20 protein-coding genes are annotated in these 25,944 nt (G+C 71.2%); 6 read left to right on the forward strand and 14 right to left on the reverse strand.

Features of this window, described 5'->3' with window-relative positions:
- The first annotated feature begins 42 nt into the window (after positions 1 to 42).
- Positions 43 to 1,455, forward strand: coding sequence for a hypothetical protein (locus tag AB0J12_RS33465; RefSeq protein WP_363268376.1), 1,413 nt, complete (start codon positions 43 to 45; stop codon positions 1,453 to 1,455).
- On the opposite strand, the gene AB0J12_RS33470 is transcribed toward AB0J12_RS33465, so the two are convergent.
- From AB0J12_RS33470 to AB0J12_RS33495, 6 genes are all read right to left on the reverse strand, one after another.
- Complete coding sequence (locus tag AB0J12_RS33470) at positions 1,433 to 2,875, reverse strand: hypothetical protein (protein WP_363268378.1); 1,443 nt, start codon at positions 2,873 to 2,875, stop codon at positions 1,433 to 1,435. The genes AB0J12_RS33465 and AB0J12_RS33470 overlap by 23 nt on opposite strands.
- Positions 2,876 to 2,992: 117 nt before the next feature.
- Positions 2,993 to 4,363, reverse strand: coding sequence for an alpha-amylase family protein (locus tag AB0J12_RS33475; protein ID WP_363268379.1), 1,371 nt, complete (start codon positions 4,361 to 4,363; stop codon positions 2,993 to 2,995).
- Between the two features lie 177 nt (positions 4,364 to 4,540).
- Positions 4,541 to 6,205, reverse strand: a complete 1,665-nt coding sequence (locus tag AB0J12_RS33480; protein ID WP_363268380.1) for a glycoside hydrolase family 13 protein — start codon at positions 6,203 to 6,205, stop codon at positions 4,541 to 4,543.
- Positions 6,206 to 6,358: 153 nt separating this feature from the next.
- Complete coding sequence (locus AB0J12_RS33485) at positions 6,359 to 7,267, reverse strand: ABC transporter permease subunit (RefSeq protein ID WP_363268381.1); 909 nt, start codon at positions 7,265 to 7,267, stop codon at positions 6,359 to 6,361.
- 16 nt (positions 7,268 to 7,283) lie between these two features.
- Entirely contained in the window at positions 7,284 to 8,234 is a 951-nt protein-coding gene (locus AB0J12_RS33490) for a sugar ABC transporter permease (protein WP_363268382.1), read from the reverse strand.
- Between the two features lie 104 nt (positions 8,235 to 8,338).
- Positions 8,339 to 9,610, reverse strand: coding sequence for an extracellular solute-binding protein (locus tag AB0J12_RS33495; RefSeq protein WP_363268383.1), 1,272 nt, complete (start codon positions 9,608 to 9,610; stop codon positions 8,339 to 8,341).
- Positions 9,611 to 9,966: 356 nt separating this feature from the next.
- Here AB0J12_RS33495 and AB0J12_RS33500 point away from each other — a divergent pair, with 356 nt between their 5' ends.
- Positions 9,967 to 11,001: a LacI family DNA-binding transcriptional regulator gene (locus tag AB0J12_RS33500; RefSeq protein ID WP_363268384.1), complete on the forward strand. Its 1,035-nt coding sequence runs from the start codon at positions 9,967 to 9,969 to the stop codon at positions 10,999 to 11,001.
- 104 nt (positions 11,002 to 11,105) lie between these two features.
- Positions 11,106 to 11,963, forward strand: coding sequence for a phosphatase PAP2 family protein (locus tag AB0J12_RS33505; RefSeq protein ID WP_363268385.1), 858 nt, complete (start codon positions 11,106 to 11,108; stop codon positions 11,961 to 11,963).
- 7 nt (positions 11,964 to 11,970) lie between these two features.
- On the opposite strand, the gene AB0J12_RS33510 is transcribed toward AB0J12_RS33505, so the two are convergent.
- The 8 genes from AB0J12_RS33510 to AB0J12_RS33545 form a co-directional block, all read right to left on the reverse strand.
- Positions 11,971 to 14,967 carry a bifunctional [glutamine synthetase] adenylyltransferase/[glutamine synthetase]-adenylyl-L-tyrosine phosphorylase gene (locus AB0J12_RS33510; protein WP_363268387.1) on the reverse strand — a complete coding sequence of 999 codons (2,997 nt, stop codon included), beginning with the start codon at positions 14,965 to 14,967 and terminating at the stop codon, positions 11,971 to 11,973.
- Between the two features lie 465 nt (positions 14,968 to 15,432).
- Positions 15,433 to 16,101, reverse strand: a complete 669-nt coding sequence (locus tag AB0J12_RS33515) for a GntR family transcriptional regulator (RefSeq protein ID WP_363268388.1) — start codon at positions 16,099 to 16,101, stop codon at positions 15,433 to 15,435.
- Positions 16,102 to 16,177: 76 nt separating this feature from the next.
- Positions 16,178 to 17,182 (reverse strand): proline racemase family protein, encoded by a 1,005-nt coding sequence (locus tag AB0J12_RS33520; protein ID WP_363268390.1) that lies wholly within the window; start codon positions 17,180 to 17,182, stop codon positions 16,178 to 16,180.
- Positions 17,183 to 17,214: 32 nt separating this feature from the next.
- The gene (locus tag AB0J12_RS33525) at positions 17,215 to 18,120 is read right to left on the reverse strand and encodes a dihydrodipicolinate synthase family protein (protein WP_363268391.1); all 906 of its coding nucleotides are present in this window, start codon (positions 18,118 to 18,120) and stop codon (positions 17,215 to 17,217) included.
- Complete coding sequence (locus tag AB0J12_RS33530) at positions 18,117 to 19,535, reverse strand: NAD(P)/FAD-dependent oxidoreductase (RefSeq protein ID WP_363268392.1); 1,419 nt, start codon at positions 19,533 to 19,535, stop codon at positions 18,117 to 18,119. Before AB0J12_RS33530 ends, AB0J12_RS33525 begins: the two co-directional genes overlap by 4 nt.
- Complete coding sequence (locus tag AB0J12_RS33535; protein ID WP_363268393.1) at positions 19,519 to 19,839, reverse strand: (2Fe-2S)-binding protein; 321 nt, start codon at positions 19,837 to 19,839, stop codon at positions 19,519 to 19,521. The genes AB0J12_RS33530 and AB0J12_RS33535 overlap by 17 nt, the downstream gene beginning before the upstream one ends.
- Entirely contained in the window at positions 19,836 to 21,029 is a 1,194-nt protein-coding gene (locus AB0J12_RS33540; RefSeq protein ID WP_363268394.1) for an FAD-dependent oxidoreductase, read from the reverse strand. Before AB0J12_RS33540 ends, AB0J12_RS33535 begins: the two co-directional genes overlap by 4 nt.
- Before the next feature lie 56 nt (positions 21,030 to 21,085).
- Entirely contained in the window at positions 21,086 to 23,401 is a 2,316-nt protein-coding gene (locus AB0J12_RS33545; RefSeq protein ID WP_363268395.1) for a collagenase, read from the reverse strand.
- Positions 23,402 to 23,689: 288 nt separating this feature from the next.
- Here AB0J12_RS33545 and AB0J12_RS33550 point away from each other — a divergent pair, with 288 nt between their 5' ends.
- The 3 genes from AB0J12_RS33550 to AB0J12_RS33560 all read left to right on the forward strand — a co-directional run bounded on the left by AB0J12_RS33550 (position 23,690) and on the right by AB0J12_RS33560 (position 25,820).
- Positions 23,690 to 24,160 (forward strand): carboxymuconolactone decarboxylase family protein, encoded by a 471-nt coding sequence (locus AB0J12_RS33550; RefSeq protein ID WP_363268396.1) that lies wholly within the window; start codon positions 23,690 to 23,692, stop codon positions 24,158 to 24,160.
- A 128-nt stretch (positions 24,161 to 24,288) separates the two neighbouring features.
- The gene (locus tag AB0J12_RS33555) at positions 24,289 to 24,759 is read left to right on the forward strand and encodes a VOC family protein (protein WP_363268397.1); all 471 of its coding nucleotides are present in this window, start codon (positions 24,289 to 24,291) and stop codon (positions 24,757 to 24,759) included.
- Positions 24,760 to 24,932: 173 nt separating this feature from the next.
- A complete protein-coding gene (locus AB0J12_RS33560) occupies positions 24,933 to 25,820 on the forward strand; it encodes an alkaline phosphatase family protein (protein WP_363268398.1) in 888 nt (295 codons plus the stop codon).
- Positions 25,821 to 25,944: the final 124 nt, after the last annotated feature.

The raw sequence follows: 25,944 nt of genomic DNA on the forward strand, positions 1-25,944 counted from the left end.
GGTGTGGCGCAAAACCGTGTGCGAGCCCCCTCGGGATCCACCATGACGAGAACCACCCGGCGACACACCCTCCTCCCTCTGACCGGCGCATCCGCCCTGGTCACAGCGCTCGCGCTGACCATGGGCCCGGCGCCCCCGGCGGCCGCGGCTCCCGGCGGGGCCGGGACGGGCCGGCTCCCCTCCTCGGTGGGAGCCGACTCCACGCCTCCGGCCCCGACGCCCTCCTCGGACGGACAGCAGTCCCCGACACCGCCTCCCGCGCCGACACCGGACTCGCCGGAACCGGACGCGCCGGCTTCCTCCCCGTCGTCACAGCCGGCCAACCCCACGCCCAGCGAACCGGGCACCGGGACGCCGTCCGGTTCGGACGACGGCGGCTCATCGGCCTCCACCGCCCTGAAGCAGCAGCAGGACGAGGCCGGCAACCTGGCGGCGGACCTGGAGGACAAGAAGGCCGACGTTCCCGAGGAGCTGGTGCCGAGCGTGGAGCAGCTGACCGACGTGCTGCAGGCGGTGAACGACACGCAGACCCCGCCGCAGGAGCGTGACGCGGCCGTCCGCAGCGCACAGCAGGCGGCCTCCGCACTGGAGGTGATCGCCGACCCGGGGACACCCGCCGCGGTAGGCGACCGCTTGACCGGGCTGGTACAGCGGGTGGCCGCCGCCCTGGACGCGGCGGTGGGGGCGGAGACACCGCCCGTGAGTGGCACGCTCGGTCTGGTCGTGGCCAGGTCGGCATCCGTGCTGAAGGTCGTCGCCGACCAGGACACGCCGCCGGACGTGGAGAACAGCCTGGTCGGGGGCGCGAACAACGTGTTGTCGTCCGTGCAGGAGGGCACGGCGAGCGAGGAGGGGAGAACCGGTGCCCTCGCCGGCGCTCAACCGACGTCGCAGATGCTCGCGGCGACCGCACTGGAGACCGCGAGCAACCCGAACACCGCCGAGGACGAGCGGAAAGGGCTCGCGGACAGCGCGCAGGAGGCCAGTGCGTCACAGCCCGGCGACCCCGGGGCGGCGGACAAGAAGCGCCGCCTGGAGAAGGAGCTGAAGAAGGCGATCGTCGATCAGGGCCTGCCGGACGAACCGCTCGGCAAGGCGGCCAAGGTCTGCACCGACTCCGTCTTCGAATCCATTCCGGACACGACCCTCGCCAAGGATCTGCAGAGCCTGACCCCCGGCACCTGGGACAGCGAGGGCGTCCAGGACTTCTGGAAGTCCGAGGAAACGAAGAACGCCTCCCTGGACGTGTTCGCCCAACTGCGGAACCACACGCTCGCCGACACCGCGCTGGCCATCAAGCAGATGATCCCCCAGCTTGCCGACTCGCTCCCGGCGAATGACATTTACTCGTCACTCGGCGTTCGCGCACTCGACTGCCTCCAGGCGGCCGTGCAGCTCGACCAGGAAGCGGGCGTCCAGTCGGGCAGCTGGCTCAGCGCGGCGCAGCAGGTATGAATCTCAGCAGCTCCGCGACGGACACCTCGGCGTCGGCATGCCGGGTCGCGATTCCGAATTTCTTCAGTTCTCTTTTCTGCGCGGCGTTGTCGATCCAGCCGCCCGTGAAGTGGAAAGAAGAAATGGAGTACACCGGCCGAGCCCTCGGAGACCAGAACGCCGTCACATAAAGCGGTGCCCGGGTCACGTTGACGAGGTTGTTCTCGTGCCTCACCCTGCCGAGGTAGGTGAGCGTGTCCGAGGGGCACCCGTGAGCGCGGCAGGCGTACCGGGGATGCCGCCACGACTCGTACGGTTTCCGGTAGTGCTCCACGTCGATCCGGCCCCGGTCCTTCCTCATGTAGGTGACCTGCAGGTCGACGTGGATCAGGTCGTACGGCACGTCCCTGGGGATCTGCAGGACGTGCACGCGGGTGTCCTCCTGCCCGGCCTCCAGCACGTCCCCGGGCTCGTACAGACGTCCGCTGCTCAGCCGCTGGTATGAGAGCCGATCGACGTATCGCTCGGCCTCCTCCTCCTCACCGAAGCTCTCCTTCCACGCCCGCTCCGACGAATCCCCGTGCTCGGAATACGTGGCGGTTCTGCCGTAGACGGAGAAGTCGTTGACGATGACGTACACCGACACCTCCCCCGTGTTCTTCACGGAGAGCTTCAGCGGAATCTGGACGAACGGGAGAGAACGGTCCTGGCGCGCCCTCCCGAATTCCGCCTTGAGGGAGAAACGCATGGGAGCCGTCGCGGGCTGGTACAGCGTGGAGTACGCGAGGCTGACCGCGGACAGCAGAGCCGTCGCGTAAAATCCCGCCACAAATTTAGTGGGGCGCGGCAGCCCTTTCCAGGCTTTCTGCCTGATCAGCAGGACGGACGCCCACACCGCCCAGCACCCCAGCGGCAGGAAGGCAAACAGGTAGGGCGTGATCTCCTTCTCCTCCAGCCACAGCAGGAAAAGCAGAGTGTCCATGGCCAGCGCGATGAAGGCGCCGAGCAGGACGATCGCGCCGGAGGCCCTGAACTCCCGCCGGCCCCAGTGGTCGGGCACCAGGACCGCCCCGGCGCCCTGGACCACGCCGGACAGCACGAGTACGGCCCCGGTGATGCGCTGGGCGAACGTCAGGGCGCTGGAGGCGTCCGGCCAGCCGATGATCGCATTGAGAGTCCCGGAGGCGAGCAGCCCGGCCATCATGACGACCATGGTCGCGCGCCGCCTGACGGCCTGGTCGGGCCAGGTACCGCTGTCCCCTCCGCGCCAGCACACCGAGGCGGGGTCCTCCACGTCGACGTCCGGGTAACCGAGACGGTCCAGCAGTTTCCGCAACTCGCGCAGCGACCAGGCGCTGCCCGCGGGACTGCCTCCGACGGTGACCCGGCGAAGGCCGCGATCGTCTGGCGCCTCGACGACGACCCACGGACGGATGCTCATGACGCCAGCCTCCGACCTGGTCGGGACGCACGCACGCGTTGTTGCTCCGCTTGGCAGCGCCTCCCACCGGGCCCACGGCGGCGGTGCAGGACGCCGTGGGCCCGGCCGGGAGGTGGGTCAGCAGCCGGTCCTGCCCGCGTAGACGGCGAGGGCGGTGTTGGCGCCGAGGGTGGCGGTGAGCTGGCCGGAGCCGTTCACCGTCACCGGGGTGTTGTTCTGGACGTTGCAGTACGTCCCGGCCGGCAGGGACGTCTGGTAGGTGCGGCTCAGGCTGTACGACTCGTGGTTGATGGCCACGAAGCCCTTGGCTCCGCGTCCGAAGGCGATCGCGTCGCCGCCGTTGTCCCACCAGTTCGTCACGGCCTCACCGCGGGTGGCGTTGCGGAAGCCGACCATGCCGATGATCTCCGGCCACTTGTGCTGGCACTTCCAGCCGTCCTGCCAGCAGGCGTTCACCGTGCCGCCGTTCGGCGGGCCCGCGTCCGCGTCCGACCACTCGTAGCCGGAGTTGATGTCGGGGGCGCCGTAGGGGTACGCCAGCATGAAGACGTTGGCGAGGGTGTAGGTGGCGCCGTCCTTGTAGTTCAGGGTGGAGCCGTTGCGCTCGGTGTCGTGGTTGTCGACGAAGACGCCCGCGACCGAGCTGTTCATGTACCCCCAGGCCTCGCCGTAGTTCTTCAGGTAGGCGAGGTTCTCGTTGTTGAAGACGCGCTTGAGGTCGTAGGCGTAGCGGAACTCCTGGACGTCGCCGTTGCCGGTGTACTCGGTCGGCTGGACGGCCTCGCCCGCGCCGTAGATGACCTCCTGCTTGAAGTAGGCGGACGGGTTGGTCAGCCGGGACTTGATGTTCGCGAGGTCGGCGGCGTCGATGTGCTTGGCCGCGTCGATGCGGAAGCCGTCCACGCCGAGCGAGAGCAGGTCGTTCATGTACCCGGCGATCGCGCCGCGGACGTAGGGCTCGCCGGTGTCCAGGTCGGCGAGGCCGACGAGCTCGCAGTGCTGGACGTTCCAGCGGTCCTGGTAGTTGCTGACCTGGCTGGTGCAGTCGTCGAAGTCGTACGACGAGTACAGGCCCGGGTAGTTGTACTTGCTGTACGACGAACCGCCGGTGCCGGTGCCGCTGCCGGCCGACATGTGGTTGATGACCGTGTCGGCGACCACCTTCACCCCGGCCGCGTGACAGGTGTTCACCATGTTCTGGAAGGCGGTCCGGTCACCGAGCCGCCCGGCGATCTTGTAGCTGACCGGCTGGTACGACGTCCACCACTGGGAGCCCTGTATGTGCTCGGCGGGCGGGGAGACCTGGACGTAGCCGTAGCCGGCGGGGCCGAGGGTGCTGGTGCACTCCTTGGCGACCGAGTCGTACTTCCACTCGAAGAGGACGGCCGTGACGTCCTTGGTGCCGGGCGGGGAGGCGTGTGCGGCGGCCGGAGTCATGACGAGTGCCGCGGCAAGTGCGGCGGCCCCGGCGAGGATTCTGCGTGCCATTGTGGGGTTCCTTCGTCCTTGAAGGCATGCGGGGAACCGCGTAAGAGCTTGCTGAAACCTTCAGCAAACTTGCGGTGACGCAGATGTTAAAGGCCCGCTGCCTGAAAAGGCAGCGGGCCGGAGGAAGTTGTTGAAGATTCTTGCGAAGGGCCGTCAGACGGTCTGCGGGCCGGTCCGTCAGGCGGTCGTGAACCACACCGTCGTGTCGGCCGGCACCTTCGCCTCGCCGTCGGCCTCGGTCACCTCACCGCTGGTGAGGAGCACGCGGCCGTACGCCGGAGTCGTCACGGACTCCGCCGTCGTGTTGGCGACACAGACGAAGTCGCCGCGGCGGAAGGCGAGAACGCCCTCGGGGGCGCGCAGCCACTCCACACCGTCACCGGCGCCGAGGTCCGGGTGCTCACGGCGGGCGGCGAGCGCGGAGCGGTACAGCTCCAGGGTCGAGTCCGGCACACCGGTCTGCGCCTCGATGCTCAGCTCGCCCCAGTTCTCCGGCTGCGGCAGCCAGCTGCCGCCACTGCCGAAGCCGTACGACGATCCCGTGCGGGTCCACGGGATCGGCACCCGGCAGCCGTCGCGGAAGCCGTCCTGGCCCGCGCCGCGGAAGTACGCCGGGTCCTGGCGCACCTCGTCGGGCAGGTCGACGACGTCCGGCAGGCCCAGCTCCTCGCCCTGGTAGACGTAGGCCGAACCGGGCAGCGCCAGCATCAGCAGCGTGGCGGCGCGGGCCCGGCGCAGGCCCAGCGCCCGGTCGCCGGCGGTGCGGATCTGGGTGCCGAGGCCGGGCGGGTTGGCGAAGCGGGTGGCGTGCCGGGTCACGTCGTGGTTGGACAGCACCCAGGTGGCGGGGGCGCCGACCGGGCGCATGGCCTCCAGCGTGCGGTCGATGACCGTGCGCAGCTCCTTGGCGTCCCACTCGGTCGCCAGGTACTGGAAGTTGAACGCCTGGTGCAGCTCGTCCGGGCGGACGTAGTTCGCGGTGCGCTCGACGGTCGGGGTCCACGCCTCCGCGACGAAGATGCGTTCGCCCGCATACTCGTCGAGGATGGTGCGCCACTGCCGGTAGATGGCGTGCACGCCGTCCTGGTCGAAGAACGGCATGACATCGTTGCCCAGCAGTTTCAGCTGCTCGTGGCTGCCGAGGTCGGGCAGGCCGTCGGCCTTGACCAGGCCGTGGGCGACGTCGATGCGGAAGCCGTCGACGCCCATGTCGAGCCAGAAGCGCAGGATGGAGCGGAACTCGTCGCCGACGGCCGGGTGGTCCCAGTTGAAGTCGGGCTGCTCGGGCGCGAAGAGGTGCAGATACCACTCGCCGTCGGCCACGCGCGTCCAGGCCGGGCCGCCGAAGATGGACTCCCAGTCGTTGGGCGGCAGTTCGCCGTTCTTCCCCTTGCCGGGGCGGAAGTGGTAGCGCTCGCGCAGCGGGGAGCCGGCGCCCTCGGCGACGGCGCGCTTGAACCACTCGTGCTGGTCGGAGGAGTGGTTGGGCACCAGGTCGACGATGATGCGCAGGCCCAGCTGGTGGGCGTCGCGGATCAGCGCGTCGGCGTCCAGGAGGTTGCCGAACATGGGGTCGACGGCCCGGTAGTCGGCGACGTCGTAACCGGCGTCGGCCTGCGGGGAGGCGTAGAAGGGGCTGAGCCAGACGGCGTCCACGCCCAGGTCGCGCAGGTACGGCAGGCGGGAGCGTACGCCCTCCAGGTCGCCCATGCCGTCACCGTTGCTGTCGGCGAAGCTGCGCGGATACACCTGGTAGATCACCGCCTCGCGCCACCAGTCGCGGCGCTGGGCGACCGTGGCGAGGGCGGAGTGCGGTGCCGGGTCGGCGGAGTGCTGGGTCATGGCGTCCTTGAAGCGTGAAGAAGGTGCGGTCATGGGGCTTGCGGGTACGGCGGCCGGGGGTTGAGGCGGCCGCGGTGACAGCGGGGTCGGAGAGTCACCGCGGCCGCCTGCCCGCGCGACCGAACGCGCGGGAACCTGCGGGCTGACGGAGCGTCAGCCCTTGGTGCCGCCGGCGGTGAGGCCGGTCACGAGGTTCTTCTGCACGAGGTAGAAGAACACGGAGACGGGTATCGCGATCAGGACCGCGGTGGCGGCCATGAGGTTGCGCTGCGCGTCGTGCTCGCTGATGAAGCTCTGCAGGCCCACGGCGAGGGTGTACTTGCTGTCGTCGAGCATGAAGGTGGTGGCGAAGGCCACCTCGCCGAAGGCGGTGATGAAGCTGTAGAAGCCGGCCACCGCCAGGCCCGGCCGGGCGAGCGGCAGGATCAGCCGCGCGAACGTGCCGAACGGGGACAGGCCGTCGACGCGTCCGGCCTCGTCGATCTCGAACGGGATGGTGTCGAAGTAGCCCTTGAGCAGCCAGGCGCAGTACGGCACCGCGGTCGAGCAGTAGATCAGGATCAGACCGAGGTAGTTGTCGATCAGCTGCAGCTCGGACAGGATCTGGTACATCGGCACCATCAGCACGGCCACCGGGAACATCTGGGTGACCAGCAGGACCCACATGAACTTGCGGTAGCCCGGGAAGCGCATGCGGGAGACGGCGTAGCCGGTGGTGGCGGCGACGAGGACGCCGATCACCGTGGTGCCGAGGGAGACGATCAGGGAGCTCTTCAGCCAGTCGAAGAAGCTGGTGTGCTGGATGACGAACGAGTAGTTGTCCAGCGTCATCTTCCCCCAGATCCGGCCGGGGTGCAGATAGTCGTCCTTGTCCGGGCCGAGGGAGAGGAACACCAGCCAGGCCACCGGCAGGAGGGCGATCACGCTCGCGGCGATCAGCAGGCCGTGGGAGGCGAGGGTGGCGGCGAGGGAGCGCCTGCCGCGGCCGCGCACCGAGCGGGGTGCGCCCGTTGGGGTCTTCTCGGTCACCGCGGCGGAGGTCTCGACTGTGGTCGTGGTCATGAGGAGGGCTCCTGCCTCAGATCGCGAGCTGCTGGTCGTTGCGGTTCAGCCAGCGGCGGTAGAAGGAGGTGAAGACGATCAGGATGGCCAGCAGCAGCATGCCGTAGCTCGCGGACTGGGCGAAGTCACGCGGCTGCTGTCCGAAGCCGAGGTAGTAGGCCCAGGTGACGAGGATCTGGGCGTCGGGCGCGGAGGTCGCGCCGAACAGCAGGAAGATCACCGCGAACTGGTTGAAGGTCCAGATGATGCCGAGCAGGACCACGGTCGAGCTGACCGAGCGCAGGCCGGGCAGGGTGACGTAGCGGAACCGCTGCCAGGGGCTCGCGCCGTCCATCTCGGCGGCCTCGTACAGCGAGGCGTCGATGGACTGCAGGCCGCCGAGCAGGGAGACCATCATGAACGGCACACCGCACCAGGTGTTGACCATGATCGCGGCGAACCGCTGCCAGAAGGTGTCCTCCAGCCAGGACGGCGAGGGCAGGTGCAGGGCGTCGAGGAAGGTGTTGACGACGCCGCCGTCGGAGAGCATGATCCGCCAGCCGAAGACGGTGACGAAGGTCGGCACGGCCCAGGGGACGATCAGCAGCAGCCGGTAGACGGTGCGTCCGCGCAGCTTCTGGTTGAGCAGCAGCGCCAGGCCGAGGCCGATGGAGTAGTGCAGGGCGACGCACAGCGCGGTCCAGGCGATCGTCCAGATGAAGTGCGACCAGAAGCGGTCGTACGCCGTCGGGCCGAAGAGGATGTCCTGGTAGTTGTCCAGCCCGATGAACTTGTAGGCGGCGTCGATGTGGTTGACGCCGATCGTCCGGGCGGTGTTGAGGCTGTTGGCGTCGGTGAGCGTGAGGTAGAGGCCGTACACCAGCGGATAGATCACGAGGACGCCGAGCACGACGGCCACGGGGGCGATCATCGCGTAGGCGTACCAGTGCTTCTGGTAGCCGTGCTTGAGACGTTGGGTGACTGTCATGGTTCTCGACACCTTCGAAGACGATCAGGGAGTACGGCGCGCAGACCGGTGGCCGCCGGATCCCTCCCCCCGCTCAAGACGGGGGATCCGGCGGCCACGCGGGGTCACTTGCTGAAGTCCGGGACCAGCTTGGCGATCGCGGTCTCCGCGTTGCTCAGGCCCTTGTCCAGGGACTCCTTGCCGGCGGCGATCTTGGGCAGCTCGGTGTCGAGCGGGCCCCACAGGGAGCTGTACTCCGGCAGCGCCGGGCGCGGCTGGGCGGCGGGCAGGACGGTCTGGTAGCCGGCGATGCCCGGGTCGGCCTTGACCTCGGCGGTGTAGGCGTCGTCGCGCGTCGGCAGCGTGGAGTTCTTCAGCGCGATCTGCGTCTGCGTCTTCGCGGAGGTCATGAAGTTGACGAACTTCAGCGCGGCCTTCTGGTGGGCGGCGTCGGAGCCCGCGTAGACGGACAGGTTGTGCCCGCCGGTCGGGGCGCCGGCCTTGCCGGCGGAGCCGGCCGGGACGGTGGCGATGCCCAGGTTGGCCTTGTCCTTGAAGGCCGAGCCCTTGTAGAAGTTGGTGATCTCCCACGGGCCCTGGATGATCGCGGCGACCTTGCCGTTGACGAACGCGTCCTGGATGTGGGCGTAGGCGTCGGCGGTGGTGTCGGCCTTGTGCAGGCCCTTGCCGTCGAACAGGCTCAGCCAGGTGCCGTAGGCCTTCTTGGCGGCGGCCGAGTTCACGGTGATCTTCTTGCCGGCGGCGTCGACCGTGTCGGTGTCCTCGCCGTAGAGGTAGGACTGGGCGTAGTAGGCCTGGGTGGAGCCCCAGTAGCCGTCGACGCCGGTCTTGTCCTGGACGGTGGCGGCGTCCTTCTTCAGGTCGTCCCAGGTCTTGGGCGCCTCGGTGATGCCGGCCTTGGCGAAGAGCTGCTTGTTGTAGACGAGCGCGAGGGTGTCGGTGACCAGCGGCACGCCGTAGGTCTTGCCCTCGTACTGGGCCTGCTGGATCAGGCTCGCCTGGAACTTGTCCTTCTCGGCGAGGGCCTCGGTGCCGTCCAGCGGCAGGAAGTAGCCCTTCTTGGCGAAGGCCGGGGTCCAGCCGACCTCCGAGCGCAGCACGTCGGGAGCACCCTTGGAGCCGGCGGCGGTGTCGAACTTGTTCTGGGCCTGGTCGAACTGGACGTTGACGTAGTTGACCTTGACGTCCTTGTTCGCCGCCTCGAACTGCTTGATGAGGGCCTGGTACGTCGGGGCCTCGTTGGTGGCGTTGGAGGTGTCCCACCAGGTGATGGTGACCGGCCCGTCGGCCTTGTCGCCGCTGTCGCTGCCGCCGCAGGCCGTCGCCGCCAGCGCGAGGGACGCCGCCAGCGCGGTGGCCGCTATGCCACGCCGCATGAGTTCTCCTTGAGGTGAAAGCCCGAGTGGTGCCGACTGCGCCGTTGCTCGCCGTCGGGCGACGTGAACGTAACAGCCATGTAAGCGTCACGAAAGACCTTGCAGCAAAATTGTGCAAGACATCTCCGAAGTTACCCGGGCGTGATCGGGCCTCGACCGACATGAGACCGCTGTGAGACTGTTGTTTACGCGGGTTGCGCGGGGCGGGGCCGCCCTGTGAAAGACTCTGCAAGCTCTTGCCACCGATTGCACAAGGGAGCGCGATGACGCAGCAGCCCACCGCGGGACGTCCGACGGCCCGCCCCCGGCGCCCGGTCGGTGTGCAAGGCGGCATCCGGCCGGTACAGTCCGGTGCCGTGACCACACGGCTTGCGGACATCGCTGCGCAGGCGGGGGTGAGCGAAGCGACCGTCAGCCGCGTCCTCAACGGGAAGCCCGGCGTCGCCGCCACCACCCGCCAGTCCGTGCTGGCCGCGCTCGACGTACTCGGCTACGAACGCCCCGTGCGGCTGCGGCAGCGCAGCGCGGGCCTCGTCGGGCTGATCACGCCCGAGCTGGAGAACCCCATATTCCCGGCCCTGGCCCAGGTCATCGGCCAGGCACTGACCCGCCAGGGCTACACCCCCGTGCTCGCCACCCAGACCCCGGGCGGCTCCACCGAGGACGAACTGACCGAGATGCTCGTCGACCGCGGAGTGGCCGGCATCATCTACGTCTCCGGGCTGCACGCCGACACCACCGCCGACATGCAGCGCTACGAGCAGCTGCGCGCCCAGGGTGTGCCGTTCGTGCTCGTGGACGGCTTCTCGCCCAAGGTGCAGGCGCCGTTCATCTCCCCCGACGACCGCGCCGCGATGGCGCTCGCGGTGACGCACCTGGCCTCGCTCGGCCACACCCGGATCGGCCTGGCCCTCGGCCCCAAGCGGTTCGTGCCGGTCCAGCGCAAGATCGAGGGGTTCGTGCGGGCCATGCAGGACCAGCTGGACCTCGCGCCGGACGTGATCGAGACGGAGCTGGTCCAGCACTCCCTGTACACGCTGGAGGGCGGTCAGGCGGCCGCGACCGCGCTGATCGACCGCGACTGCACGGCCGTGGTGTGCGCCAGCGACATGATGGCGCTCGGCGCCATACGCGCGGCCCGCCAGCGGGGCCTGGAGGTCCCGAAGGACATCTCCGTCGTGGGCTTCGACGACTCGCCGCTGATCGCCTTCACCGACCCGCCCCTGACGACGGTCCGCAAGCCGGTCCCGGCGATGGGCCAGGCGGCCGTGCGCACCCTGCTGGAGGAGGTCGGGGGGACCCCCGCTCCGCACAGCGAGTTCGTGTTCATGCCGGAACTGGTGGTGCGCGGCTCCACCGCCTCGGCGCCGGGCGACCGAAACCGCCCGTAGGGGAGCTCCGGCGGCCAAATCGTCCGCAGGGTGGAGAAGGTGCGCTTTGGACCCGACCGGAGGATGATCGGTCGCACAAGGCTTTTCTGGCAGAATTCGTGCTCATGGGTGAGACGATCGTGACGACCCCGGAAGGCCGCGAAGAGGCGCTCCCGCAGTCCGTCACGGCCGCTTCGCGGACAGGCCCGCTCGGCCGGTTGCGCGCCCCGCGGGCCCCGCGGCTCTGGTTCGAGATCCTGCTGATCGCGGTGAGTTACTGGACGTACTCGCTGATCCGCAACGCCGTCCCCGAGCAGCGCGGGCAGGCGCTGCGCAACGCCGACTGGATCTGGGCGCTGGAGCACCACCTCGGCGTCGCCTTCGAGCAGTCCGTCAACCATGCCGTGAACTCGGCGACTTGGCTGATCATCGGCATGAACTACTACTACGCCACCCTGCACTTCATCGTGACCGTCGGCGTGCTGGTCTGGCTGTACCGCAGCCATCCGGGGCGCTACGGCGCGGCCCGGCTGGTCCTGTTCGCCACGACCGGTGTGGCCCTGGTCGGTTACTATCTGTATCCGCTCGCGCCACCGCGGTTGATGACCGGCAGCCACTTCATCGACACCGTCATGGTCCACCAGACGTGGGGCTCGATGGCCTCCGGCGACCTGAAGCACATGTCGAACCAGTACGCGGCGATGCCGTCGATGCACATCGGCTGGTCCCTGTGGTGCGGCCTGACGATCTTCGCCCTCGCCAGGACCCCCTGGGCGCGCGTCCTCGGCCTGCTCTACCCGGCGGCGACCCTGCTGGTCATCGTGGCCACGGCCAACCACTTCTGGCTGGACGCGGTGGGCGGCGTCCTGTGCCTGGCCTTCGGCTACACGGTGGCACGGCTGTGGTACGGCACGCTGCCGTACGCCCTGCCGAGGCAGGTGGCCGTCAAGGCAGCGCGGGAACCGGTACCGGCCGGCCGTTAGATGGGGCCTAAGCGCCGTAGAACAGCTCCTCGACGACGCCGCGCGCCCGGCGCGTCGTACGCCGGTAGGCATCGAGCATGTCCCCGACGCGCCCGGGGCCGTATCCGAGATAACGCCCGACGGCCGCCAGTTCGCGGCTCTCCGTGGGGAACGTGTCCCCGGCCCGCCCGCGCACCAGCATGACCGCGTTGCGCACCCGGGTGGCCAGCACCCACGCCTCGTCCAGGATCTCCGCGTCCTCGGCCGACAGCAGCCCGGCGTCCAGGGCCGCGGCGAGGGCCTGGCGGGTCCGGGTGGTGCGCAGCCCCGGAATCTCCCGGGCATGCCGCAGCTGCAGCACCTGCACCGTCCACTCCACGTCGGACAGCCCGCCCGGGCCGAGCTTGGTGTGCAGCTTGGGATCGGCGCCGCGCGGCAGCCGCTCGGACTCCATCCGCGCCTTGAGCCGCCGGATCTCCCGTACGGCGTCCTCGCCGAGCCCGCCCGCCGGGTACCGCAGCGGATCGATCAGCTCGACGAACCGGCGCCCCAGCTCCTCGTCCCCGGCGACCGGCTCGGCCCGCAGCAGCGCGTGCGACTCCCACGTCAGGGACCAGCGGCGGTAGTACGCCTCGTACGACTTCAGGGTGCGCACCAGCGGCCCGGACTTGCCCTCCGGGCGCAGATCGGCGTCGATCAGCAGCGGCGGGTCGGAGTGCGGGATCTGCAGCAGCCGCCGCATCTCGGCGACGACCTTGTTCGCCGCCGCGCCGGCCTCCGTCTCGTCGACGCCGTCCCGCGGCTCGTGCACGAACAGCACGTCGGCGTCGGAGCCGTAGCCCAGCTCGTGTCCGCCGAAGCGTCCCATGCCGATGACGGCGAACCGCGTGGGCAGCGTGTCGCCCCACCCCTCGCGCACGACGGCCCGCAAGGTGCCGGCGATGGTGGCGGCCGTCAGATCGGAGACGGCGCCGCCGACCCGGTCCACGAGGGCGCCCTGGTCGGCCTCGGCGGACTGCGTCTCGGTGCCGTAGGAACCGACGATGTCGGCGGCAGCGGTCCGGAACAGCTCCCGGCGGCGCACGCCACGGGCCGCGGTGACGCCCTGCTCGGCGTTCTCGGCGCGCCCCACCGCCGCGAGGATCTCCTGCTCCAGATGGGCCCGGGAGCGCGGCGCGAGCCCGCCACCGTCCCCGTCGCCGAGCAGCGCCACGGCCTCCGGAGCCCGCATCAGCAGGTCGGGGGCCAGACGCCCGGCGGACAGCACCCGCGCCAGGTTCTCCGCGGCCGCGCCCTCGTCCCGCAGCAACCGCAGGTACCAGGGGGTTTTCCCCAGCGCGTCGGACACCTTGCGGAAGCCCAGCAGCCCCGCGTCCGGGTCGGCGGAGTCCGCGAACCACCCGAGCAGGACCGGCAGCAGCGTCCGCTGGATGGCTGCCTTGCGGGTGACGCCGGACGCCAGCGCCTCCAGATGCCGCAGCGCGGCGGCCGGATCGGCGTACCCCAGGGCGATCATCCGCTCCCGGGCCGCCGTGGCGCTCAGCCGTGCCTCCCCCGGCGCGAGCTGGGCGACCGCGTCGAGCAGCGGCCGGTAGAACAACTTCTCGTGCAGCCGTCGTACGACCCCGGAGTGCCGCTTCCACTCACGGGTCAGCTCGGTCACCGGGTCCGTGCGCAGCCCCAGTGACCGCCCGATCCGCCGCAGATCGGCATCGTCCTCGGGAACGAGATGGGTGCGGCGCAACCGGAACAACTGGATCCGGTGCTCCATGGACCGCAGGAACCGGTAGGCCTCATCGAGCTGCATGGCGTCCGCCCGCCCGACATAGCCGCCCGCCGCGAGCGCCTGCAGCGCGTCCAGCGTCGTACCGCTGCGCAGGGAGGCGTCGGCGCGCCCGTGCACCAGCTGCAGGAGCTGCACGGCGAACTCGACGTCGCGCAGCCCGCCGGGCCCGAGCTTCAGCTCCCTCTCCACCTCGGCCACGGGAATGTTCTCGACGACCCGCCGCCGCATCTTCTGCACGTCGGCGACGAAGTTCTCCCGCTCGGCGGCCTGCCAGACCAGCGGCTCCAGCGCCTCGATGTACGCCCGCCCCAGCTCGTCGTCACCAGCGACCGGCCGGGCCTTCAGCAGGGCCTGGAACTCCCAGGTCTTCGCCCAGCGCTGGTAGTACGCGAGATGGCTGGCCAGGGTCCGCACCAGCGGGCCGTTGCGCCCCTCGGGCCGCAGATTGGCGTCGACGGGCCAGATGGACCCCTCGACGGTGGTCTCGGAACAGATCCGCATCAGATGCGAGGCGAGCCTGGCCGCGGCCTTCAGGGCCTTGCCCTCGTCGGTCCCCTCGCTCGCCTCCGCGACGAAGATGACGTCGACGTCGGAGACGTAGTTCAGCTCGTGTCCGCCGCACTTGCCCATCGCGATCACCGCGAGCCGGCAGGCGGCGGCGTCCTCGGGAGCCGACGCCTTCGCGATGGCCAGGGCCGCGCGCAGCGTCGCGGTGGCCAGATCGGCCAGCTCGGCGGCGACCTCGGCGACGTCCGTGGTGCCGCACACGTCGCGGGCGGCGATGGACAGCAGACAGCGGCGGTAGGCGACGCGCAGCGAGACGGGGTCGACGGCCTCCTCCAGACCGTGCTCGAACTCCACGAGGCCGGGGTGCAGGTCGGACGGCTCATAGGTGACCAGGGCCTGCCAGTCCCGCGGATACCGGGCGAGGTGATCGGCCAGCGCCGCCGACGCGCCCAGCACGCCCAGCAGCCGGTCCCGCAGCGGCTTTGCCGCTATCACCGTGTCGAGCAGTTCCCGGCGGCCCGCGGCATCGGGCTGCGCCTCCAGCAGACGGGCGAAACCCTGCAGGGCGAGATCGGGATCGGCGGTGGCGCCGAGGGCTTCCAGCAGAACCGGGTCGGTGCGGACGAGGGCGAGGCCGACGCCCTCCAGGAGGCTTTCGGCGGCGGACGGGTCGGTGAATCCGTGCCGCAGCAGCCGCGAAAAGGTACTGCTCCTGCGCCCGGGCGCCGTCATCTCCGGCCTCCTTCTTGTCGTACTGGCCCGAGCCTAGCCGCACCCGCGGAGGAGTTCAGCGGGGTGGCTGCCGCCGGGCGCCGACAAGGCGGGGGTGCGTGGACCGGCCTCTGCGAGGTGCCCGCCCCAGCCCACCCGTGCCGCCCTGGGGGTCCCCCTGCTCGAAGAGCTTGGGGGAGGCACGACTGCCCGCAGCTACCACCGGAGGCAGTCGCCGACGGCGGGGAGGGGACGGGGTGGGGGGTGTCCGCCCGCAGCGGCCGGCACCGGGAAAGGGTGCCGTCGTCGGTGACGGGCGGCCGGACCGAGGACGGACACCCCCCGCCCCGGCCCCGACTCACAGACAACAGAAGGCGCTACACCAGCCACCCACCGGGCAGCAACGGGCAACCGCAGGCATACAAGGGGCGCGGGGAACTGCGCGACCAGCCACGACGCAACCCGCAGACACAGGACGGCCGCCCGTCACACCCCCTCAGCCCACAGCGACCGCACATGCCCCAGATGCCGGCTCATCACCGCCTCCGCCGCCCCCGCATCCCCCGCCAGCATCAGATCCAGCAACTCCACATGCTCCTCCGCCGAAGGCACCAGCATCCCCCGCGCGTCAAGAGCCGTCAGCCCGTACAACCGGGACCGTTTGCGCAGGTCCCCCACCGTCTCGACCAGCCGCTCGTTGCCGTGCAGCCCCAGCAGCGACAGATGGAAGCGCCGGTCGGCGTCCAGATACCCGATCAGGTCGTGCTCGCGCGCGCTGGCCACGATCTCCTCGGCCACCGACCGCAGCGCCTCCAGCTCCTCGCGCCGAGCGGACCGCGTCACCGCCCCCACCGTCGGCACCTCGATGAGCGCCCGCAGCTCGCTGAACTGGTCGAGATCCCGCGCACTGACCTCGGTCACCCGGAACCCCTTGTTCCGCACGGGTTCGACCAGCCCCTCACGGACCAGGTCGAGCATCGCCTCCCGCACCGGAGTCGCCGAGATCCCGAAGTCGGAGGCCAGCGCCGGCGCCGAGTACACCCGCCCCGGCTGCAGCTCACCGGAGATCAGCGCGGCGCGCAGCGCGTGGGCCACCTGGTCGCGCAGGCGTTCCTGCGCGGTGATGAGGTTGGCTTGCTTCAGGTGGCCACCCATGGTCTGCCTCCACGGCTACGGGTACTGCGGGACTGCGGGACCGCGATCGGCTGCGATCAGTTCACTTCGCGGCACCTCAGAGTAGGAAACCCGCCGGGAACGGATCGTCCGGGTCCAGAAAGTACTGCGCCGTGCCCGTGATCCAGGCCCGCCCGGTGACCGTGGGGACCACTGCCGGCAGCCCCCCGACGGTGGTCCGGCCGACCAGGCGTCCCACGAACCGCGTCCCGATGAACGACTCGTTCACGAAGTCCGCGCCGAGCGCCAGCTCACCACGCGCGTGCAGCTGCGCCATCCGCGCCGAGGTCCCGGTGCCGCACGGCGAGCGGTCGAACCAGCCGGGGTGGATGGCCATCGCGTGCCGCGAGTGCTTCGCGTCGGAGCCGGTCGCGATCAGATACACGTGCTTGAGCCCGGCGATCTCCGGGTGCTCCGGATGCACCGGCCGGTCCGGGGACGCGTTCACCGCGTCCATGATCGCGAGCCCGGCGGCCAGCAGCTCGTCCTTGCGCCCCCGGTCGAAGGGCAGCCCGAGCGCGTCCAGCGAGACGAAGGCGTAGAAGTTCCCGCCGTAGGCGAGGTCGTACCCGACGGCGCCGTACCCGGGCACCTCCACCACCCGCTCCAGGGCCACGCAGAACGCCGGCACGTTGGTGAGCGTCACCTCCTTCGCGACGCCGTCCGTCACCCGCACCTCGACCGTGACGAGCCCGGCGGGGGTGTCCAGCCGGACCGTGGTCACCGGCTCCACGACCGGCACCAGCCCGGTCTCGACGAGCACCGTGGCGACCCCGATCGTGCCGTGTCCGCACATCGGCAGCGCGCCCGACACCTCGATGAACAGCACGCCGTGGTCGGCGTCCGGGCGGGTGGGCGGTTGCAGGATCGCGCCGCTCATCGCGGAGTGGCCGCGTGGCTCGTACATCAGCAGGGTGCGGACGTGGTCGAGGTGATCGACCAGGTGGCGGCGGCGCGCGGCCATGGTGTCGCCGGGCAGCACCCCGATGCCGCCGGTGATCACCCGGGTGGGCATGCCCTCGGTGTGCGAGTCGACGGCGTGGTAGACGTGTCGGGTGCGCATCGCGGGTCCTTTGGACGTCGGTCGGGCGGCGGTCAGTCGAGGCCCTCGGCGAGGGCCTTCTCGGTGGCGGCGCGGACGGCGGCGGCCTGTTCCCCGGTGAGCGGGGAGCGGGGCGGCCGGGTGGGGCCGCCTGGCCGGCCGGCGATGTCCATGGACGCCTTGATGGCCTGTACGAACTCGGTCCTGGAGTCCCAGCGCAGCAGCGGGTGCAGGGCGCGGTAGAGCGGCACGGCGAGGTCGAGGTCGCGGTCGACGGCGGCCCGGTGGAGGGTGAGGCAGGCGCCGGGCAGGGCGTTGGGGTAGCCGGCGATCCAGCCGACGGCGCCGGCCAGGACGAGTTCGAGCAGGACGTCGTCGGCGCCGACGAGCAGGTCCAGTCCCGGGGCCAGTTCGGCGATCTCGTAGGCGCGGCGGACGTCGCCGCTGAACTCCTTGACGGCGACGACGTGTCCGTCGGCGTGCAGGTGAGCGAGCAGGGCGGGAACGAGGTCGACCCGGGTGTCGTGGGGGTTGTTGTAGGCGACGACCGGCAGCCCGGCTCGGGCGACCTCGGCGTAATGGGCGCGGACGGTGGCGTCGTCGGCGCGGTAGGCGTTGGGCGGCAGCAGCAGGACGGAGCCGCAGCCGGCCTCGGCGGCCTGCTCGGCCCAGCGGCGGGAGGCGGCGCTGCCGTACGCGGACACGCCGGGCATCACCCGGGCGCCGTCGCCGGCCGCCTCCACGGCGACGCGGACCACGCGGGCGCGTTCGTCGTCGGTGAGGGTCTGGTACTCGCCGAGGGAGCCGTTGGGGACCACGCCGTCGCAGCCGGCCGCAATCAGGTCGGCGACGTGCTGCGCGTAGGCGTCGTAGTCGACGGAGAGGTCGTCGCGCAGCGGCAGGGTGGTGGCGACCATGACGCCGTGCCAGGGGCGGGTACGGGTGTCGGGTGCGGTCATGCTTCGGACTCCTCGCTGGGTGAAGGGGGGCTGACGGGCAGCGCGGCCAGGTGCCGCAGGGGCACCGGGCAGGACAGCGGGCGACGGTCCGCGGCCGGGGGTGCACCGGCGAGCCGTGCGACGGCCTGTCCGCACATCCGCCCCTGGCACCAGCCCATCCCGGCGCGGGTGAGCAGCTTGACGCTGCGGGCGTCCTGGGCGCCGTACTCGGTGACGGCCGTGCGGATCCGTCCGGCGGTGACCTCCTCGCACCGGCACACCTCGGTGGTGGGGTCGAGCCAGTCGGCCCAGCCGGGCCCCGGCCGGTGGGCGGCGGCCATCGCGTCGGCGAAGGCGCGCAGCCGGGCCCGGCGCCGGGTGAGCGCGGCGGTGCGGCGGGCGTCGCGCGGGGTGCCGCGCAGGGCGTGGGCGACGCCGTCGGCGGCGATCTCGCCCTCGGTGAGCGCGAGATCGGCCCCGCCCACCCCGCACGACTCCCCCGCGGCCCACACACCGGGCACGGAGGTGGCCTGCCCGGCGTCCACGACCACGGCCGGGGTGTCGTCCGGGGTCAGGCCGGTGGCACAGCCGAGGGCGGTGACGAGGTCGAGCTGCGGGACGAGCCCGTGCCCGACGGCGACCGCGTCGCAGGGGATGCGCCGCCCGGTGCCGGGCACGGGCCGCCAGTCGTGGTCGAGCCGGGTCACGGTGACGGCCTCGACGCGGGCCGTTCCGTGGGCGGCGGTGACGGCGTGCCGGGACAGCAGCCGGGTGGCGTGCCGCAGCAGACCGGCGCCGTACAGGGCGCCTTCGGCGAGCTTGGCGGGGTTGCGCAGCAGGGCGGGCAGGGTGCGGGCGTACGCGGTGTGGTCGGCGCCCTCGACGACGGCGGGGACGCGGACGCCCGCGGCGGCCAGTGACCCGGCGACGGCGAGCAGCAGGGGGCCGCTGCCGGCGACGACGATCCGCCGGCCGGGCAGCACCAGGTGGGACTTGAGCATGGCCTGCGCACCGCCCGCGCCGACGACTCCCGGCAACGTCCAGCCAGGGAAGGGGAGTTGACGCTCATAGGCGCCGGTGGCGAGCAGGACGGCGCGCGCCTCGACGGTGGCGGGCGTCTCGTCGCCTCCGGCGACGGCGTGCAGCCGCCAGTGCGCGCCCGCGCGGACCACGGTCCACACGTGATGGCGGGGCAGGTGGGTCAGACGGTCGCCGTCCAGCCGCCGCAGCCGCCCGGTGAAGTCCCGCCCACCGCGCTGCAGGGCCTGGGGGCGGGAGGCGCGCAGGCCCGGCGCAGGGTGCCGGTGGAACTGGCCGCCGGGCCGCTCCCCCGCGTCCAGCAGGGTGACGCTCAGTCCGAGATCGGCGGCCCGGACGGCGGCGGCGAGCCCGGCGGGCCCCGCGCCGACGACGGCGAGGTCAGCGGTCGGTGTCATGGCCGGTGCCCTCCTGGGTGGTGACCGTGTCCCCGGGGTGTACGGCGACCAGGCAGGCGCGCTGGTTGGGGCGGCCGTTGACGGTGGCGAGGCAGTCGTGGCAGACGCCGATCCCGCAGAACACTCCGCGCGGCGCCCCGGTGCCCCGGGTGGTGCGCCAGGACAGGATGCCGGCGGACCAGAGGGCGGCGGCCAGGCTCTGCCCGGGCAGGGCGGTGAGGGTGCGGCCGTCGAAGGTGAAGGTGTACGGCGGTTCGGGCTCGGCCCGCACCAGGCCGAGCGGGGTGCGCGGCACGCGGCTCATGAGGGGGCTCCTGGGGTGGCGTCCGGCGGGGGGAAGCGGTGGGGGCGGAACGGCTCGATCGGCACGGGCGGTTCGGCGCCGGTGAGCGCGGCGGCGACGAGCAGGCCGGTGGCCGGGGCGAGGCCGATGCCCGCGCCCTCGTGTCCGCAGGCGTGGTGGAGGCCGGGGACGCGGGGGTCGGGGCCGATCGCGGGCAGGTGGTCGGGCAGGTAGGGGCGGAAGCCGCAGTAGGCGCGCAGGGCGTGCACGTCGGCCAGGGCGGGGAAGAGGGCGGTGGCCTGGCTCGCCAGGCGGCGCAGGGCCTCGGTGGACAGGCTGCGGTCGAAGCCGACGCGCTCGCGGGTGGCGCCGATGAGGACGGTCCCGGCGGGGGTGCCCTCGACGACGGCGGAGGACTGCAGAGCGGCCGAGTCGCTGGCGACGTCGGCGATGTAGTCGGCGGCGTACACCTTGTGGCGGATCAGACCGGGCGGCAGCGGTTCGGTGACGAGGACGAAACCGCGGCGCGGCAGCACGGGCAGGTGGGTGCCGGCGAGTGCGGCGAGGTGGCCGCCCCAGGTGCCGGCGGCGTTGACGACGGCGGGGGCGTGCAGGTCGCCGCGCGGCGTGCGGACGCCGCGTACGGCGCCGCGGGCGTCGGTGAGGACGGCGGTGACCTCCTCGCCGAGCCGGACGCGAGCGCCCTGGCGGCGGGCGGCGCGCAGCAGGGCGGCCGCGGCCTTGGCGGGCTGTACCTGCGCGTCCTGCGGGTAGTGGAAGCCACCGGCCGGACCTGGGGCCAACTCGGGTTCCAGTTCGGGCAGTTCCCGGGCACTGATCTCGTACGCCTGGACGCCGGCCGCACGTTGACCGGCGGCGAAGGCGCGCAGTGCGGTGAGGGCGGTCTCGTCGGGTGCGACGACGAGACCGCCCTTGAGCTCGTGTTCGACGGCGCCCTCCGGTGGGAGGGCGGCGGCGAGTTCGCGCCACAAACGGATGGAGAGCAGGGCGAGTTCGAGCTCGGGTCCCGCCTCCTTGTCGGAGACGAGGAGATTTCCCTCGCCGGCTCCGGTGGTGCCGCCGGCGACGGGTCCGCGGTCGACGACCGCGACGGAGAGGCCGGCGCGGGTGGCGTAGTACGCGCACGCCGCCCCGACCGCTCCGGCGCCGACGATCACGGCGTCCAGAGGTGCGGGCTCTTTCGTGGGCACCTCAGTAATATTTCACATGGTACTGAGCCTCACAAGGGTCCGTAGCCCCGGTGCGATCAGCGGCGCAGCGGGCCTTCGCAGGCGAAGTCCGCGGTGCCGGCCGTGCGGTCGGCCCAGATCTCCACCTCGCCGAAGGTGCAGTTCATGTCGGCGAGGTTGGGCGAGGCGGACGCGGCCCGGTCGAGCAGGAAGCGGTCGACGGTGGCGGACATGTCCTGAAAGACCCGGTCGGCGCTGCCCGCGTCGGCGAGCCGGGCGGTGATGCGGCCGGTGCAGACGAACCGGGGCATGCCCGGGTCGCCGTTCGCCGTGCAGGCGGGGTCGGTGAAGGTGGCGGCGGCGAAGGCGGTGCGCACCGCGTCGGCCGTGGATTCGCGCAGCCCGCCGTCCGGCGTGTAGGTGGTGTCGGGCACGTACAGGCCGTCGACGTGCGCGATCTGCCGGTCCAGGAAGGCGTCGTAGCCCTGCTGGACCGCGTCGTCGCGCCCCGTGCGGGCACGCCAGGCGTCGAAGCCGGCCGGGTCGTCGGCCCGCAGGTACCGGTACATCTCGCGCAGCAGGGAGGGGTGTTCGCTCCACAGGTACTCGAAGAACGTGCCGGCGTAGTCGTAGAAACGGAAGCCGTCGCCGTCGTAGGTGGCGTGCAGGAGCCGGTCGACGCTCATCCGCGGTGTGCCGTTAGCGGTGTCCGCGATGACGCCCCGCACCAGGGACTTGCGCACGGCGATGCCGCCGGCGCGGGTCGAGCCGTCGAAGAACTCCGCGGTGCCCTCGTCCATCGCCGTCGTACGGTCACCCTGGTACCAGGGGCCCTCACCGAAGTAACCGGGCACCGCCCAGCGGCCGTTGAGGTAGTGCACGTACTCGTGGCGGAACAGCTCCTCCAGCGTGAGCCGCGAGTCCTGCGGGACGCGCCGCTGGTAGGTGTAGAAGGTCGCGCCCTGCTCGATGTAGATGCCGCCGTTGTTCGTGTCCATGCCGGTGAGCAGCGGGTGGTAGTTCTCGTAGTCGGCGCGGGAGGCGTACAGCACGATCGTCAGGACGCCGTTGGTGTCCTCGGCCAGCGGCGCCTGGGTGCCGAGCACGCGCAGGAACTGCGCCTTGACCTGCTTGCTCGCGTAGTAGAGCTGGTCGACGGTGGCGCGGTCGAGGGCGGTGCGGACCTTCAGGGCGCCGTTGTCGTAGCTGTAGGTGTACGGGAACAGCTGCCGCTCGATGTCGTCCTTGCACACGGCGTACGGCTTGCAGGCGCCGTAAGAGCCGAGCCAGGACACGACCTTCGCCCAGGGGGCGCTGCCGCGGCCCCAGGTGTCGGTCACGGGGGTGAGCAGCGCGCCGAGGCCGGAGACGATCCTCTCGCGCAGGGAGGCGACGACGCCGAAGCGCCCGTACTCCGACAGGGCGTCCCGTACGGCCCACTCGTTGGGCGTGCCCTTGAGGTGGGTGTATCCGGCGAACCGGCGGAAGGCGTCCCGGTAGGCGTCGTCGCGGGCGACGACGGCCTGGAAGGCGGTGTCGTGGTTGCCCTCGTAGAGGCCGAGGTAGTTGACGCTGAGCGCGGCGAGCACGACGCCGCCCCAGGAGGGGTCGGCGTAGGTGTCCGTGTGGTACCGGTCGAGCGTGGCCAGCACCTTGCGGATCAGGCCGGGCTGGGACTGGCGCAGACCGGGGGCGCTGCCGGTGTAGAGGGCCTCGCGCAGGGTCTCGGCGTTGGTACGGGTGGCGTCGAAGGTGTGCGGGGCGGTGCCGAAGTAGTACACCGCCCGCCGCATGGCCTCCTGGGTGGGCGCGTCGCTGACGTCTATCTCGTCGCGCGAGAAGTCGTGGTACACGACGGCGTGCAGGTAGGTGAACATCTCCAGCAGGTGGCTGGAGTCGCGGCCGTCGTGGCCTGCGGCGAGAGTGGCGGCACGGCGGGCGACGGCCTGGACGTGGGCGTCGTCCATGACGGGCGCGAGCCGGGCGTCCCAGGCCCACAGGAGGGTGCGCAGACAGCCGTCGGCGGTGACGGCCGGTTCGGCGAGGAAGTCGGCGAAGCGCTCGGGGTCGAGGCGGGTGACGTCGTCCAGGGTGCAGGCGGCGGCCGGCGACAGGGGCTTCGTCACCGGGCCGGGGACGCGGCCGTCGGCACGACGGGCGCCGGGGGCGGTCTCGGCGAAGGTGCGGGGCCTCGGAGCGGTGCCGAGGCGGGCCACGTCGTCGTGCGACGGACCGGCGGGAGTGACCGCGTGAGGGGTGACCTCCGTGCGTTCGTGCGCCTGGGCGGTGGGGGCGTTGGCCGTGCCGAGCAGGGCGGTGGTGACGGCTGCCGCGAGCAAAGCGGCGCGCAGCGATCTGCGCCGGGGCGGGAACAGGCGTGACGTGTGGAACACCTGCGGCTCCTCGGTGTGGGGAGTGGCTACCTTGAGGCGTGCATGCCACTGCAATGTGAGCTGTAACATAGTAATGTGAAATTGCACTGACAACCCCTCAGGACAGCACTCCAAGTCGCCGCACAGTCAGGCGACTTGGCGGACCTCAGCCGCGCAGGGCCGGGGCAGTCGAGGGGCGGGGCCACCCCAGGCCCTCGTGACGCAGGTCACATCGGCCACCTGTCACACCGGTCACCCCGGGTCCGTCAGACCAGCGAAAGGCACCGACGAACCACGAGGGAGCACCCCATGAACGCCCGACTGAACCTCTTCGCCAACCCCGTCGCCGGCAAGTTCCTGCGTTCCGTCAACGCCGCCGGCAAGGTGGTCAGCGACTCCCCTCTCCCCGCCACGACCCAGGAACTCGTCAAGATCCGCGCCAGCCAGATCAACGGCTGCGGCTTCTGCACCGACATGCACACCAAGGACGCCGCCCACGCCGGTGAGACCTCCGTCCGCCTCAACCTCATCGCCGCCTGGAGGGAGGCCACGGTGTTCACCGACGCCGAGCGCGCCGCCCTCGAGCTCACCGAGTACGGCACCCGGATCGCCGACGGTCCCGGCGTCCCGGACGAGGTCTGGGAGAACGCCGCCAAGCACTACGACGAGGACCAGCTCGCCGCCCTCGTCTCCCTGATCGCCGTGATCAACGCCTACAACCGCATGAACGTCCTCGTCCGCCAGCCGGCCGGCGACTACCGGCCGGGCATGTTCGGCTGACGAACCCACCGGCGGCCCCATGTGCCCCCCGGCGAACCCGCCGGGACCGGCACACCCCGCCGGCGCATCCGGTGGCGCACCACACGGTTTTCCGCTTCGGTGGGGGGACCACCAGGAGGAGGAGAACGATGGACTTCACCCTCGAAGTGATCCCCCTGCCCGTGAGCGACATCGACCGGGCCCGTGACTTCTACCGGGACAAGGTCGGCTTCCACCTCGACATCGACACGGAGGTCATGCCGGGCATGCGCATCGTCCAGCTGACGCCCCCCGGCTCCGGCTGCTCCATCGCCCTCGGCGACAGCATCTGGGAGATGACGAAGGGCCCCCGCCCGGCCCCCGGCTCCTACCAGGGCCTCCAGCTCTGCGTGGCCGACATCGAGGCGGCCCACGCGGAACTGGTCGGGCGCGGCCTCGAGGTCTCCGAGCCGGTCCGGTACGCGCCGGACGACGGGGCGACGTTCATGTACTTCACGGACCCCGACGGCAACGGCTGGGCCGTCCAGGAATACCGCCGCCGCGCCGGGGAACCCCTGCACCAGGTGCTGGCTCGCCTGGCCCGGCCCGTGCAAGACGCACAACCCACCCAGACCCCTTAGGCCCGCAGCCCGCGAAGGCCCCGCAGCCCTCCCCAGGCCCCCAAGGCCCTCCCCAGGGCCGGTAATTCATCCGCTCTTCATTCCCCGGGTTGCCCCACGTGAGCCACGGGCATAGTGGCGTGTGCATGCTCTGACCGCACCGCCAGCCCACCCGTCCCCACCCGGAGGTTGATGTGTCCGGCAGTTCCGTGTACCGCCGCGCCCGTACCGCCCTGGCCTCGGCCACGGCCCTGGCCGCAGCCGCGGTCGGCCTGTGGACAGGGCTCGGCGGTGAGACCGCGCACGCCGCGGGCGCCGTGCCCACCCCGGACCACGTGGTCGTCGTGGTCTTCGAGAACCACGCCTACAGCCAGGTCATCGACTCCTCCAGCGCCCCGTACATCAACTCGCTGAAGTCCGGCGGCGCCAACCTGACCCAGTCGTACGGCGAAACCCACCCCAGCCAGCCCAACTACTTCGCCCTGTTCTCCGGCTCCACCCAGGGCATCACCGACGACAGCTGCTACACCCCCGGCTTCTCCTCCGCCCCCAACCTCGCCTCCGAACTGCTCGGCGCCGGCAAGACCTGGGCCAGCTACAACGAGACGCTGCCGAGCCAGGGCTCGACCACGTGCAGCAGCGGCACCTACGCCCGCAAGCACAACCCGTGGTTCGGCTTCAGCAACGTGCCGACCTCGTCGGCCAAGACGTTCGCGCAGTTCCCCACCGACTACTCGACGCTGCCCGACGTCTCGTTCGTCGTGCCGAACCTGTGCAGCGACATGCACGACTGCTCGGTGTCCACCGGTGACACCTGGCTGAAGAACAACCTCGGCGCCTACGCCACCTGGGCCAAGACCCACAACAGCCTGCTCGTGGTCACCTTCGACGAGGACAACAAGCTGTCCGGCAACCGCATCCCGACCGTCCTGTACGGCCAGCCCGTCACCCCGGGCTCGTCCTCGACGACGACGTACAACCACTACAACCTGCTCCGCACGCTGGAGGACATGAAGGGCCTCACCGCCCACGCGGGCAACGCGGCCTCCGCCCAGGACATCACCGGCATCTGGGCGTCCTGAGGTGTACGTCGCGGACAGCCGCGCCGCAGCTTCGGCGTATGATGTCCTGGAGGTCCTTGTACTTCTGCAGGATGTTCTTCACGCGCATGGCCGCGTTGTAGTGGTCCGCAGAGATGTAGCGCGG

This window comes from Streptomyces sp. NPDC049915 (genome assembly GCF_040656475.1).
Lineage (GTDB): Bacteria > Actinomycetota > Actinomycetes > Streptomycetales > Streptomycetaceae > Streptomyces.

Excerpts from the sequence above, each read along its gene's own strand:
- AB0J12_RS33465 (WP_363268376.1), top strand. The coding sequence starts at position 43 with ATGACGAGAACCACCCGGCGACACACCCTCCTCCCTCTGACCGGCGCA.
- AB0J12_RS33470 (WP_363268378.1), bottom strand. The coding sequence starts at position 2,875 with ATGAGCATCCGTCCGTGGGTCGTCGTCGAGGCGCCAGACGATCGCGGC.
- AB0J12_RS33475 (WP_363268379.1), bottom strand. The coding sequence starts at position 4,363 with ATGGCACGCAGAATCCTCGCCGGGGCCGCCGCACTTGCCGCGGCACTC.
- AB0J12_RS33480 (WP_363268380.1), bottom strand. The coding sequence starts at position 6,205 with ATGACCCAGCACTCCGCCGACCCGGCACCGCACTCCGCCCTCGCCACG.
- AB0J12_RS33485 (WP_363268381.1), bottom strand. The coding sequence starts at position 7,267 with ATGACCACGACCACAGTCGAGACCTCCGCCGCGGTGACCGAGAAGACC.
- AB0J12_RS33490 (WP_363268382.1), bottom strand. The coding sequence starts at position 8,234 with ATGACAGTCACCCAACGTCTCAAGCACGGCTACCAGAAGCACTGGTAC.
- AB0J12_RS33495 (WP_363268383.1), bottom strand. The coding sequence starts at position 9,610 with ATGCGGCGTGGCATAGCGGCCACCGCGCTGGCGGCGTCCCTCGCGCTG.
- AB0J12_RS33505 (WP_363268385.1), top strand. The coding sequence starts at position 11,106 with ATGGGTGAGACGATCGTGACGACCCCGGAAGGCCGCGAAGAGGCGCTC.
- AB0J12_RS33510 (WP_363268387.1), bottom strand. The coding sequence starts at position 14,967 with ATGACGGCGCCCGGGCGCAGGAGCAGTACCTTTTCGCGGCTGCTGCGG.
- AB0J12_RS33515 (WP_363268388.1), bottom strand. The coding sequence starts at position 16,101 with ATGGGTGGCCACCTGAAGCAAGCCAACCTCATCACCGCGCAGGAACGC.
- AB0J12_RS33520 (WP_363268390.1), bottom strand. The coding sequence starts at position 17,182 with ATGCGCACCCGACACGTCTACCACGCCGTCGACTCGCACACCGAGGGC.
- AB0J12_RS33525 (WP_363268391.1), bottom strand. The coding sequence starts at position 18,120 with ATGACCGCACCCGACACCCGTACCCGCCCCTGGCACGGCGTCATGGTC.
- AB0J12_RS33530 (WP_363268392.1), bottom strand. The coding sequence starts at position 19,535 with ATGACACCGACCGCTGACCTCGCCGTCGTCGGCGCGGGGCCCGCCGGG.
- AB0J12_RS33535 (WP_363268393.1), bottom strand. The coding sequence starts at position 19,839 with ATGAGCCGCGTGCCGCGCACCCCGCTCGGCCTGGTGCGGGCCGAGCCC.
- AB0J12_RS33550 (WP_363268396.1), top strand. The coding sequence starts at position 23,690 with ATGAACGCCCGACTGAACCTCTTCGCCAACCCCGTCGCCGGCAAGTTC.
- AB0J12_RS33555 (WP_363268397.1), top strand. The coding sequence starts at position 24,289 with ATGGACTTCACCCTCGAAGTGATCCCCCTGCCCGTGAGCGACATCGAC.